This window comes from Chania multitudinisentens RB-25, from assembly GCF_000520015.2.
In the GTDB taxonomy this organism is placed as follows: Bacteria; Pseudomonadota; Gammaproteobacteria; order Enterobacterales; family Enterobacteriaceae; genus Chania; species Chania multitudinisentens.
The window spans coordinates 5,264,994-5,277,607 of the sequence record NZ_CP007044.2 but is presented as its reverse complement, the minus strand read 5'-3'; the positions used below and the strand labels follow the sequence as shown (position 1 = coordinate 5,277,607).

Below are 12,614 nucleotides of genomic sequence, written 5' to 3'. Positions count from 1 at the left end.
TTTGCCGCGCGATTCGGCCCAACTCGAAGTATTTTGGATATAAATTGAAATTGAAGATGTAAAAAAACCGGCAGAAGCCGGTTTTTTTATCAAGCAGACAACGTAATGCTTATTGCATTGCGTTGATACGTGCAGTCAGGTTTGACTTATGACGTGCTGCTTTGTTTTTGTGGATCAGGCCTTTAGCTGCCTGACGATCCACAAGTGGTTGCATTACGAGGAATGCGTTTTGTGCTGCTGCTTTGTCGCCAGATGCGATAGCTGCGTCTACCTTCTTGATAAAGGTACGCACCATTGAGCGACGGCTAGCGTTATGCTTGCGGCGTTTCTCAGACTGTATGGCGCGTTTCTTAGCTGATTTGATATTAGCCAAGGTCCAACTCCCAAATATGTTCTATTGAGGACAATTCAAAGGCCGAGGAATATGCCCTTTTAGCCTTCGTTTGTCAATGGATTTGTGCAAATAAGCGCCGTTTGTACGGGCGGCACTTGCTACGTTGTGATGGCGCAGGATTTTACCAGCTTCGGCCATGGGAATACAGTGTTTCGCGAGAAAAATCGCCATGCAATGGGGATTATCGTTTGCAAGCCGTTGACCGTGGTGGATGATACCCTGCATCAGGCTGGATAAACGGTGGTGAAGGCGGTTTCCCTCCGGTATGGTATGACTATCTACATGAAAGGCAACAATCGTCAGTTAACCTTAACCGCTGTACAAGGTATAATCCGCCGATTTCCACTGTATTTGAGCCAGCTATGGAGCTAATTCGCGGCATTCACAATATCCGGGCACGCCACCACGGTTGCGTGCTTACCATCGGTAACTTTGACGGCGTACATCGTGGTCATAAAGCGCTGTTGGAACAGCTGAAGCATGAGGGGCAACGCCTCGGGCTGCCGGTGATGGTCATGATCTTTGAGCCGCAGCCGCTGGAACTGTTTGCCGCAGAGAAAGCACCTGCTCGCCTGACGCGCTTGCGTGACAAAGCTAAATATCTGGCGCAGGCCGGGGTTGATTACCTGCTGTGTGTCAAATTTGATCCCCGTTTTGCCGCTAATACCGCACAGGCATTTGTGGCTGAACTGCTGGTTGATAAACTGGGGGTACAATTCCTGATGGTGGGGGATGATTTCCGCTTTGGCGCTGGGCGCGTGGGGGATTTCACCTTGTTGCAGAAAGCGGGCGCAGAATATGGTTTTGCGGTGATTAGCACGCCAACCTTCCGTGAAGGAGAGCAACGTATCAGCAGTACTGCGATACGCACTGCATTGCGTGATGATCAACTGCCGCTTGCGGAAACACTGCTTGGCCACCCGTACAGTATTTCAGGCCGTGTGGTACATGGCGATGAACTGGGCCGCACCATCGGTTTCCCCACCGCGAATCTGCCACTCAAGCGCCTGGTGGTGCCAGTTAAAGGTGTTTATGCGGTTGAAGTGTATGGGATTGGCCCTGAGCCACTCCCGGGCGTGGCCAATATCGGCACACGGCCAACCGTGGCTGGCGTGCGCCAGCAACTGGAAGTGCATTTGTTGGGTATCACAATGGATCTTTACGGGCGCCATATAGACGTGGTGCTCCGCGCAAAATTGCGCAATGAACAGCGTTTTGCTTCGCTTGATGCGCTGAAGCAGCAAATCGCCAATGATGTGGTGACGGCCCGGAATTTCTTCGGGCTACAGACACCGATTTAATGTCTATACCCTAAATAATTCGAGTTGCAGGCAAGCTAACGTATGTGCAACTTGCAGTATGACGGGTATATAGCCGAAAACGGAACCGAGAATCTAATGAGTGACTATAAGAATACCCTGAACTTGCCGGAAACAGGGTTCCCGATGCGTGGCGATCTCGCCAAGCGCGAACCTGGCATGCTGCAACGTTGGTATGAACAGGATCTGTACGGGATGATTCGTGCTGCCAAAAAGGGCAAGAAATCCTTCATTTTGCATGACGGCCCTCCGTATGCGAATGGCAGCCTGCATATTGGTCACTCGGTAAACAAGATCCTCAAAGACGTTATTATCAAATCCAAAGGAATGGCCGGTTTTGATTCGCCTTATGTGCCTGGTTGGGATTGCCATGGTTTGCCGATCGAACTGAAGGTAGAGCAACTGTATGGCAAACCGGGTGAGAAACTGACTCCGGCAGAGTTCCGCCAGAAGTGCCGTGAATATGCGGCCGAACAGGTTGAAGGCCAGAAGAAAGACTTTATCCGCATGGGGATACTGGGCGATTGGGATCACCCATACCTGACCATGGATTTCAAAACCGAAGCCAATATTATCCGTGCTTTGGGTAAGATCATCAGTAATGGCCATCTGTTGAAAGGGGCCAAACCGGTGCATTGGTGTACTGATTGCGGTTCCTCTTTGGCAGAAGCGGAAGTGGAATATTACGACAAAACGTCGCCATCCATTGATGTCACTTTCCATGCGGTTGATGCGGCGGCGGTTGCGGCCAAATTTGGCGTATACAGTTTCAATGGCCCGATCTCTCTGGTGATCTGGACCACCACCCCTTGGACTCTGCCTGCCAACCGCGCTATTTCACTGAATGCGGAATTCGCCTATCAACTGGTACAGGTTGAAGGCCAATGCCTGATCCTGGCGGCGGATTTGGTTGAAAGCGTAATGCAACGTGCGGGCATTACCCATTGGGAAGTGCTGAGCGACTGCAAAGGCAGCGATCTGGAGCTGATGCGCTTCACACATCCGTTTATGGGGATTGACGTGCCTGCGATTCTGGGCGACCACGTCACGCTGGACGCCGGTACTGGAGCGGTACACACCGCGCCAGGCCATGGCCCGGATGACTTCGTTATCGGCCAGAAATACGGTTTGGAAGTGGCGAACCCGGTTGGCCCTAATGGTTGCTATCTGCCGGGAACCTACCCGTCGCTGGACGGCAAGTTCGTGTTTAAAGCCAATGACTTGATTGTTGAACTGCTGCGTGAAAAAGGCGCCTTGCTGCACGTTGAGAAAGTGCTACACAGTTATCCGTGCTGCTGGCGTCACAAAACGCCGATCATCTTTCGGGCAACCCCCCAATGGTTCGTGAGCATGGACCAAAAAGGCTTGCGCAAGCAGTCGTTGGAAGAGATCAAAGGCGTGCAATGGATCCCGGATTGGGGCCAGGCGCGGATCGAAATGATGGTCGCCAATCGCCCAGACTGGTGCATCTCGCGTCAGCGCACCTGGGGGGTGCCGATGTCGCTGTTCGTGCACAAAGAGACTGAGCAACTGCATCCACGCAGCGTTGAGCTGATGGAGGAAGTGGCGAAGCGTGTTGAGCAGGACGGCATTCAGGCATGGTGGGATCTGGACGCTGCCGATATCCTCGGTGCCGAAGCGGCCGACTACGTGAAAGTACCTGATACGCTGGACGTATGGTTTGACTCAGGCTCCACCCATTCTTCGGTGGTAGATGTGCGCCCTGAGTTCAACGGCCACGGGGCCGATATGTATCTGGAAGGTTCCGATCAGCATCGCGGCTGGTTTATGTCATCACTGATGATCTCAACCGCCATGAAAGGCAAAGCACCTTATAAAGAAGTGCTGACCCACGGCTTCACCGTGGATGGTCAGGGCCGCAAGATGTCGAAGTCCATCGGTAACACCGTCAGCCCGCAGGACGTGATGAACAAGCTGGGGGGCGACATTCTGCGTTTGTGGGTGGCGTCTACCGATTATACCGGCGAGATGGCGGTGTCTGACGAAATCCTCAAGCGTGCAGCCGACTCTTATCGCCGTATCCGTAATACCGCACGTTTCCTGTTGGCCAACCTGAACGGGTTTGATCCCAGCACCGACTGCGTGGCAGCGGAAGAGATGGTAGTGCTGGATCGCTGGGCGGTGGGCCGTGCATTGGCAGCGCAGCAGGATATCGAACGGGCTTATGCCAACTACGATTTCCATGAAGTGGTGCAGCGCCTGATGCAGTTCTGCTCGGTTGAAATGGGCTCTTTCTATCTGGATATCATCAAAGATCGCCAGTACACCGCGAAGGGGGAAAGCCGTGCCCGTCGCAGCTGCCAGACCGCATTGTTCCATATTGCGGAAGCGCTGGTGCGCTGGATGGCTCCGATCATGTCCTTCACCGCCGATGAAATCTGGGGTTTCCTGCCCGGCAAACGTGCGCAGTATGTCTTCACTGAAGAATGGTACGCTGGCCTGTTCGGGCTGGCCGAAGGTGAGAGCATGAATGATGCTTTCTGGGAAGACTTGCTGAAAGTGCGTGGGGAAGTCAACAAAGTGCTGGAACAGGCGCGTGCGGATAAGCGCATTGGTGGTTCTTTGGAGGCAGCAGTCACTCTGTATGCCGATAACGAGTTGGCTGCGCGTCTGAACAGCCTGCATGATGAGCTGCGTTTTGTGCTGTTGACCTCTGCTGCCACTGTGGCACCGCTGGCTGATGCTCCGGCGGATGCGCAGCCAAGCGAACTGCTGAAAGGCCTGAAAATTGCGTTCAGCACCGCTGTTGGTGAGAAATGCCCGCGTTGCTGGCATTACACTACCGATATCGGCCAGGTGGCGGAGCATGCAGACATCTGTGGCCGCTGTGTGACCAACGTCGCCGGTGATGGCGAAAAGCGTAACTTTGCTTGATAACTGAGCGACTGATGAGTAGACCGATAAATTCGACCGGCTTGCGCTGGCTTTGGGTGGTAGTGGTAGTGCTGGCGTTGGATTTTGCCAGCAAGCAGTGGATACTGAATAACTTCGTGCTGGGGCAATCCCAGCCGTTATTCCCGTCATTCAATCTGTATTACGCACGGAACTATGGGGCTGCGTTCAGCTTCCTGGCGGATCACGGCGGCTGGCAGCGTTGGTTCTTTGCCGGTATTGCGGTTGCGATTATCGCCGTGTTGCTGGTGATGATGTATCGCAACAGCGCGCAGCAGAAGCTGACCAATATTGCCTATGCCTTTATTATTGGCGGTGCGCTCGGCAACCTGTTTGATCGCCTGTGGCATGGGTTTGTCGTTGATTTTATCGATTTCTATATCGGTAACTGGCATTACCCGACGTTCAATCTGGCGGACAGCTTTATCTGTGTCGGGGCCGCCATCATTGTGTTGGAAGGCTTTTTGCCAGCGAAAAAAAGCGTGAAGGGTGAAGGTAAGTAAGATGACGGCTCAGGTTAACAGCAACAGCGCAGTGCTGGTGCATTTCACGCTGAAACTGGCAGATGGCACGACGGCTGAATCAACCCGCGGTAATGGCAAACCGGCGTTATTCCGTTTGGGCGATGGTAGCCTGTCGGCACCGTTGGAACAGCAGTTGCTTGGCTTGCGGGTGGGTGACAAGTGCGCCTTCACCCTGCAACCGGAAGCGGCATTCGGTGCGGAAAACCCGGATCTGATCCAGTTTTTCTCACGCCGAGACTTTGCTGAAACCGGTGTGCCGGAGGTGGGCGTTATCATGTTGTTTACCGCGATGGACGGCAGCGAAATGCCTGGCGTGGTGCGCGAAGTGGCGGAAGATTCCATCACCGTTGATTTCAACCATCCGCTGGCGGGGCACCCGGTGACCTTCGATATTGAGGTGTTGGAGATCGATCCGCAGCAGGAGGAAACACATGCAAATATTGCTGGCTAACCCGCGTGGTTTCTGCGCCGGGGTTGACCGCGCTATCAGTATTGTGGAGCGCGCGTTGGAAATTTATGGTGCGCCGATCTACGTGCGTCACGAAGTGGTGCATAACCGCTATGTGGTAGACAGCCTGCGCGAACGCGGTGCAGTGTTTATTGAAGAGATCGCTGAAGTGCCGGACGGTTCGATCCTGATCTTCTCTGCGCATGGGGTTTCTCAGGCGGTGCGTGCCGAAGCAAAGGCACGTGAACTGACGATGTTATTTGATGCTACCTGCCCGCTGGTGACCAAGGTACATATGGAAGTGGCGCGTGCCAGCCGCAAGGGAACGGAGGCCATTCTGATTGGCCACGCCGGGCACCCGGAAGTGGAAGGCACCATGGGCCAGTACAGCAACCCGCAAGGGGGCATGTACTTGGTTGAATCACCGGAAGATGTCAGGAAACTACAGGTGAAGAACGAAGGTAACCTGTGCTTTATGACGCAAACCACGCTGTCGGTGGATGATACGTCAGACGTGATTGATGCGTTGCGTAAGCGTTTCCCAAATATCATCGGGCCGCGTAAAGACGATATCTGTTATGCCACCACTAATCGCCAGGAAGCCGTGCGCAATCTGGCTGGGGAGGCTGACGTGGTGCTGGTGGTGGGCTCAAAAAATTCCTCCAACTCTAACCGTTTGGCTGAATTGGCACAGCGCGTGGGCAAACCCGCTTATCTGATCGATTCGGCGGCGGATATTCAAGAGTCCTGGCTGAAAGGTGCGGCGAATATCGGCGTGACCGCCGGTGCTTCTGCGCCAGATGTGCTGGTTCAGGATGTGATCAAGCGTCTGAAAGCATTGGGGGGAGGCGATGTTCATGAACTCAGCGGCCGTGAAGAGAACATTGTGTTTGAAGTCCCCAAAGAGCTACGGGTGGATATCAAGCAGGTTGAGTGAGCGGATAAAGTACGGTGCTACAACGGGAAGCTAAGGCTTCCCGTTTTACGTTATGGGTGGGAAGTACCTTGTATCGGGAATGTTCAAGCGTGCTTTGGTTGTGAATGGTGCGTGAATAGAAACTGCATGATTATGTAAATCCATGCTTTTGCTCTTGCTTGCCTAATTGTTAATCAATTGATAACGTTACTGATAAAAACATGCAGATATCATAATTTTCTAATCCTGCATGAAATCCTCTGGTAGTGATCGGATGAGGCAGTTACCCTGAATCCCATGCTAGTAATATGGGCGCAAAATCAAGAAGAGAGAAATGTATGACTGATTCACAAATCCGCATCGCGATTGCGGGTGCCGGTGGCCGGATGGGGCGTCAATTGATTCAGGCGGTGCAGCAGGCGCAGGGCGTAGTGTTGGGAGCGGCGTTGGAGCGCCCTGGTTCCAGCTTGGTGGGAACCGATGCCGGGGAACTGGCGGGGGTTGGAGCGCTGGGGGTGATCGTCAGCGGCAGCCTGGATAAAGTCACCAATGATTTTGACATCCTGATCGATTTCACCCGCCCGGAAGGCACATTGGCACATCTGGCATTTTGCGTGGCGCATAAAAAAGCCATGGTAATTGGCACCACCGGTTTTGATGATGCCGGGAAAACGGCGATTCGTGATGCTGCACAGCAGATAGGCATTGTGTTTGCCGCTAATTTTAGCGTTGGCGTCAACGTGGTGCTCAAGCTGTTGGAAAAAGCCGCTAAAGTGATGGGAAATTATACCGATATAGAAATCGTGGAAGCGCATCATCGTCACAAGGTGGATGCTCCTTCCGGCACCGCACTGGCGATGGGGGAAGCGATTGCCGGTGCATTGGGGCGTGATTTGAAAGATTGTGCGGTTTACCAGCGTGTTGGCCATACCGGTGAGCGCGATCCACAGAGTATCGGTTTTGCCACAATTCGTGCTGGGGATATCGTGGGTGAACATACCGCGATGTTTGCTGATATTGGTGAACGAGTAGAAATTACGCATAAAGCATCAAGCCGCATGACATTTGCCAATGGAGCAGTGCGCGCGGCATCTTGGCTCACCAAGCAGCAAAAAGGGCTGTTTGATATGCGTGATGTCCTGGGTTTAGAGCAGTTATAATGTTTTTTATACCATCGTGATGTGGTTTTTATAATTTTAATATTATGATAATTGGACAATAATTTTATTGTCCTTTTTTTTAACTCTAAAAATAGGCCTTTCTTTGGTTTTTTTAATCATATCTTCTTTTTTTACTGATTATCTTTTCTTTTTTCCTCTTTCACTCTCTGTATTGAGTTGTTCGAGCCTGGTTTCCGCTGTTATTACGGTTTTTTAGTATCATTGCGCCTCGCAACCGTTTAGTAACCCGAGTTTCCGTATGTTTTCAGCGATATGGGGCCGATAAAGCCATGAGGCCAGCAAAAATACGATAAAAAATGGTGCTTTGAGTAGACAAGTTTAGTACTCGTCATTAAAATGCGCCCAATTTGCCAAAAATTAGCCCTAGGGGCGGTTTTTGCATTGATTTAGGCGTGAAGCATGAATTAATATGCAAATATTGTGATTTATTATTCCTTGGAGGCTGTTTTGATTAAGTCAGCGCTATTGGTTCTGGAAGACGGAACCCAATTCCACGGTCGGGCCATTGGGGCAGAAGGGACGGCAGTGGGGGAAGTGGTTTTCAATACATCGATGACCGGCTATCAAGAAATCCTCACTGACCCTTCCTATTCACGCCAAATCGTTACTCTTACTTATCCCCATATCGGCAATGTCGGCACCAATACCTCCGACGAAGAATCCTCCGCTGTTCATGCCCAAGGCCTTGTCATTCGCGACCTCCCTCTGATAGCCAGCAATTACCGTAACGAAGAAGATCTTGCCGCATACCTCAAGCGCAACAACATTGTGGCAATTGCTGACATTGATACCCGTAAGCTGACCCGCTTGCTGCGCGAAAAGGGTGCACAAAGCGGTTGTATCATCGCTGGTGAGGTGGCGGATGCCGAATTGGCATTGCAGAAGGCCAAAGCCTTCCCTGGTTTGAAAGGCATGGATCTGGCAAAAGAAGTCACTACCAAAGAAGCCTACCATTGGCAACAAGGGAGCTGGACGTTGGAAGGTGAATTGCCGGAAGCCAAACCAGCCAGTGAATTGCCATACCACGTTGTGGCTTACGATTTTGGGGCGAAACGCAATATCCTGCGCATGCTGGTGGACCGCGGCTGTCGCCTGACCGTGGTGCCTGCACAGACGCCTGCCGATGACGTGCTGAAAATGAATCCAGACGGCATCTTCCTGTCCAACGGCCCTGGTGACCCGGAGCCATGCGATTATGCGATTGCCTCCATTAAGCAGTTTCTGGCAACCGATATTCCGCTGTTCGGTATCTGCCTGGGGCACCAACTACTGGCGCTTGCCAGCGGTGCAAAAACCATGAAGATGAAGCTCGGCCATCACGGTGGTAACCATCCGGTAAAAGATCTGGATAATAACACTGTCATGATTACCGCACAGAATCATGGCTTTGCCGTCGATGAAAATAATCTGCCGGGAACGTTGCGTGTTACGCACAAGTCCCTGTTCGACCACACGGTGCAGGGCATCCACCGCACCGACAAAGCGGCGTTCAGCTTCCAGGGGCACCCAGAAGCCAGCCCCGGCCCGCACGATGCTGCGCCGTTGTTCGATCATTTTATCGAACTGATTGAGACTTACCGTTCCAACGGCCAATAATCAGGAACCTTAAAAAATGCCAAAACGTACAGATATAAAAAGCATCCTGATCCTCGGCGCTGGCCCGATCGTCATCGGCCAGGCGTGTGAGTTTGACTACTCCGGTGCTCAGGCGTGTAAAGCGCTGCGTGAAGAAGGCTACCGCGTTGTTCTGGTCAACTCTAACCCGGCAACCATCATGACCGACCCAGAAATGGCCGATGCGACCTATATTGAGCCGATTCATTGGGAAGTGGTGCGCAAAATTATCGAAAAAGAGCGCCCGGATGCGGTGCTGCCGACCATGGGCGGCCAGACCGCGCTGAACTGCGCGCTGGAGCTAGAGCGCCAGGGCGTGCTGGCAGAGTTTGGTGTGACGATGATTGGTGCAACGGCCGATGCCATTGATAAAGCTGAAGATCGCCGCCGTTTCGACATCGCCATGAAGAAAATCGGTTTGGATACGGCGCGTTCCGGCATCGCACACAATATGGAAGAAGCGCTGGCGGTGGCCGCTGACGTGGGCTTCCCGTGCATTATCCGCCCATCGTTCACTATGGGCGGCACCGGCGGCGGTATCGCTTACAACCGCGAAGAATTCGAAGAGATCTGCGAGCGTGGCCTGGATCTTTCTCCCACCAAAGAGCTGTTGATTGACGAATCGCTGATCGGCTGGAAAGAGTACGAAATGGAAGTGGTGCGGGATAAGAACGACAACTGCATCATTGTCTGCTCAATTGAAAACTTTGACGCCATGGGCATCCATACCGGTGACTCCATCACCGTGGCACCGGCACAGACGCTGACCGATAAAGAGTACCAAATCATGCGTAATGCCTCGATGGCGGTACTGCGTGAAATCGGCGTTGAAACCGGCGGCTCCAACGTACAGTTCTCGGTAAACCCGAAAACTGGCCGCCTGATCGTGATTGAAATGAACCCGCGTGTGTCTCGTTCTTCCGCGCTGGCGTCGAAAGCCACCGGTTTCCCGATTGCCAAGATTGCCGCCAAGCTGGCGGTGGGCTACACCCTGGATGAGCTGATGAACGACATCACTGGTGGCCGCACTCCAGCTTCCTTTGAGCCATCCATCGATTACGTAGTGACTAAAATTCCTCGTTTCAACTTTGAGAAGTTTGTCGGAGCCAACGATCGCCTGACTACCCAGATGAAATCGGTCGGTGAAGTGATGGCGATTGGCCGTACTCAGCAGGAATCGATGCAGAAAGCGTTGCGTGGCTTGGAAGTGGGGGCTACCGGCTTTGATCCGAAAGTGAGCCTGGATGACCCGGAAGCACTGACCAAAATCCGCCGTGAGCTGAAAGATGCGGGTGCGGAGCGCATCTGGTATATCGCGGACGCTTTCCGCGCTGGCATGTCTGTGGATGGTGTCTTTAACCTGACCAATATCGACCGCTGGTTCCTGGTGCAGATCGAAGAACTGGTGCGTTTGGAAGAGCAGGTTGCCGATTCTGGCATTAATGGCCTGAATGCAGAGTTCTTGCGCACCTTGAAACGTAAAGGTTTTGCCGATGCGCGTCTGGCGAAGCTGGCGGGGGTGTCTGAAAACGAAATCCGCAAGCTGCGCCACAGTTTCAAGTTGCATCCGGTTTATAAACGCGTCGATACCTGTGCGGCAGAATTCGCCACCGATACCGCTTACATGTATTCCACCTATGAAGAAGAGTGCGAATCCAACCCGACCAACGATCGGCCAAAAGTGATGGTGTTAGGCGGTGGCCCGAACCGTATCGGCCAGGGGATCGAATTTGACTACTGTTGCGTACATGCTTCGCTGGCGCTGCGCGAAGATGGTTACGAAACCATTATGGTCAACTGCAACCCGGAAACCGTGTCTACCGATTACGACACTTCAGATCGCCTGTATTTCGAACCGGTGACGCTGGAAGACGTGCTGGAAATCGTGCGTATTGAGAAGCCAAAAGGCGTGATCGTTCAGTACGGCGGGCAAACTCCGTTGAAGCTGGCGCGCGAGCTGGAAGCGGCAGGCGTGCCGATTATCGGCACCAGCCCGGATGCAATTGACCGTGCTGAAGACCGCGAGCGTTTCCAACAGGCGGTCAATCGCCTTGGCCTGAAGCAACCGGCTAACGCTACGGTAGCCACTATTGAGCAGGCGGTAGAAAAAGCCGCGGGCATCGGTTATCCGCTGGTGGTGCGCCCATCCTACGTGTTGGGTGGCCGTGCGATGGAAATTGTCTATGATGAAATCGACCTGCGCCGTTATTTCCAGAATGCGGTCAGTGTTTCCAATGATGCGCCGGTGCTGTTGGATCGCTTCCTGGACGATGCAATCGAAGTGGACGTCGATGCCATCTGCGATGGTGAACAGGTGCTGATTGGCGGCATTATGGAACACATCGAGCAGGCTGGCGTGCACTCGGGTGATTCTGCGTGTTCACTGCCCGCTTATACGTTGAGTAAAGATATTCAGGATGTGATGCGTCAGCAGGTTGAAAAACTGGCGTTCGAGTTACAGGTACGTGGTTTGATGAACGTGCAGTTTGCGGTGAAAAACAACGAAGTCTACCTGATCGAAGTGAACCCGCGTGCAGCGCGTACCGTGCCGTTCGTTTCTAAAGCCACCGGCGTGCCGCTGGCGAAAGTGGCGGCGCGCGTGATGGCAGGCACAACCTTGGCCGAACAGCGTGTAACCAAAGAGGTTATCCCACCGTATTACTCGGTGAAAGAAGTGGTACTGCCGTTCAATAAATTCCCCGGTGTTGACCCGATCCTCGGGCCAGAAATGCGCTCCACGGGTGAAGTGATGGGGGTTGGCCGCACCTTTGCCGAAGCCTTCTCCAAGGCGATGCTGGGTAGCAATTCGGGCATGAAGAAGCAGGGGCGTGCGCTGCTGTCGGTGCGTGAAGGTGATAAAGCCCGCGTGGTGGATTTGGCTGCCAGCCTGCTGAAACAGGGGTTCGAGCTGGATGCGACTCACGGCACCGCAGTGGTGCTGGGGGAAGCGGGAATTAACCCGCGCCTGGTCAACAAGGTGCATGAAGGCCGCCCGCACATTCAGGATCGTATCAAGAATGGTGAATACACCTACATTGTGAACACCACGGCAGGCCGCCAGGCGATTGAAGATTCCAAGCTGATTCGCCGCAGTGCGTTGCAGTACAAAGTGCATTATGACACCACGCTGAACGGCGGTTTTGCCACGGCGATGGCGTTAAAGGCAGACCCTACCGAGCAGGTAACTTCGGTGCAGGAACTGCACGCGCGCATCAAAGCATAACGGGGTGTTTTTCTGGAGAGGCGCTGTATTGCAGCGCCTTTTTTATTCCTGACTGAAAATCATGTACCGCAGTGGCTTGAAG

General features: G+C 53.2%; 10 protein-coding genes. 9 read left to right on the top strand and 1 reads right to left on the bottom strand.

Annotated elements, in window-relative coordinates:
* Positions 1 to 109 precede the first annotated feature (109 nt).
* The gene (rpsT, locus tag Z042_RS23470) at positions 110 to 373 is read right to left on the bottom strand and encodes a 30S ribosomal protein S20 (RefSeq protein WP_024914242.1); all 264 of its coding nucleotides are present in this window, start codon (positions 371 to 373) and stop codon (positions 110 to 112) included.
* Positions 374 to 457: 84 nt separating this feature from the next.
* Between rpsT and Z042_RS26315 the strand changes: the two genes are divergently transcribed.
* From Z042_RS26315 to carB, 9 genes are all read left to right on the top strand, one after another.
* A complete protein-coding gene (locus tag Z042_RS26315; protein WP_202901359.1) occupies positions 458 to 631 on the top strand; it encodes a hypothetical protein in 174 nt (57 codons plus the stop codon).
* 125 nt (positions 632 to 756) lie between these two features.
* Positions 757 to 1,695, top strand: a complete 939-nt coding sequence (gene ribF / locus Z042_RS23465; protein WP_024914241.1) for a bifunctional riboflavin kinase/FAD synthetase — start codon at positions 757 to 759, stop codon at positions 1,693 to 1,695.
* A 96-nt stretch (positions 1,696 to 1,791) separates the two neighbouring features.
* Positions 1,792 to 4,608 carry an isoleucine--tRNA ligase gene (ileS, locus tag Z042_RS23460; protein WP_024914240.1) on the top strand — a complete coding sequence of 939 codons (2,817 nt, stop codon included), beginning with the start codon at positions 1,792 to 1,794 and terminating at the stop codon, positions 4,606 to 4,608.
* Between the two features lie 14 nt (positions 4,609 to 4,622).
* Positions 4,623 to 5,129 carry a signal peptidase II gene (lspA, locus tag Z042_RS23455; protein ID WP_024914239.1) on the top strand — a complete coding sequence of 169 codons (507 nt, stop codon included), beginning with the start codon at positions 4,623 to 4,625 and terminating at the stop codon, positions 5,127 to 5,129.
* Position 5,130: 1 nt separating this feature from the next.
* Positions 5,131 to 5,601, top strand: a complete 471-nt coding sequence (gene fkpB / locus Z042_RS23450; protein WP_024914238.1) for an FKBP-type peptidyl-prolyl cis-trans isomerase — start codon at positions 5,131 to 5,133, stop codon at positions 5,599 to 5,601.
* A complete protein-coding gene (ispH, locus tag Z042_RS23445) occupies positions 5,582 to 6,535 on the top strand; it encodes a 4-hydroxy-3-methylbut-2-enyl diphosphate reductase (protein ID WP_024914237.1) in 954 nt (317 codons plus the stop codon). The genes fkpB and ispH overlap by 20 nt, the downstream gene beginning before the upstream one ends.
* 317 nt (positions 6,536 to 6,852) lie before the next feature.
* On the top strand, positions 6,853 to 7,674 hold the full coding sequence (gene dapB / locus Z042_RS23440) for a 4-hydroxy-tetrahydrodipicolinate reductase (RefSeq protein WP_024914236.1): 822 nt from the start codon (positions 6,853 to 6,855) through the stop codon (positions 7,672 to 7,674).
* Between the two features lie 468 nt (positions 7,675 to 8,142).
* Positions 8,143 to 9,291 carry a glutamine-hydrolyzing carbamoyl-phosphate synthase small subunit gene (carA, locus tag Z042_RS23435; protein WP_037407518.1) on the top strand — a complete coding sequence of 383 codons (1,149 nt, stop codon included), beginning with the start codon at positions 8,143 to 8,145 and terminating at the stop codon, positions 9,289 to 9,291.
* Positions 9,292 to 9,307: 16 nt separating this feature from the next.
* Positions 9,308 to 12,532 carry a carbamoyl-phosphate synthase large subunit gene (gene carB, locus Z042_RS23430; RefSeq protein ID WP_024914234.1) on the top strand — a complete coding sequence of 1,075 codons (3,225 nt, stop codon included), beginning with the start codon at positions 9,308 to 9,310 and terminating at the stop codon, positions 12,530 to 12,532.
* The last annotated feature ends 82 nt before the right edge of the window (positions 12,533 to 12,614 follow it).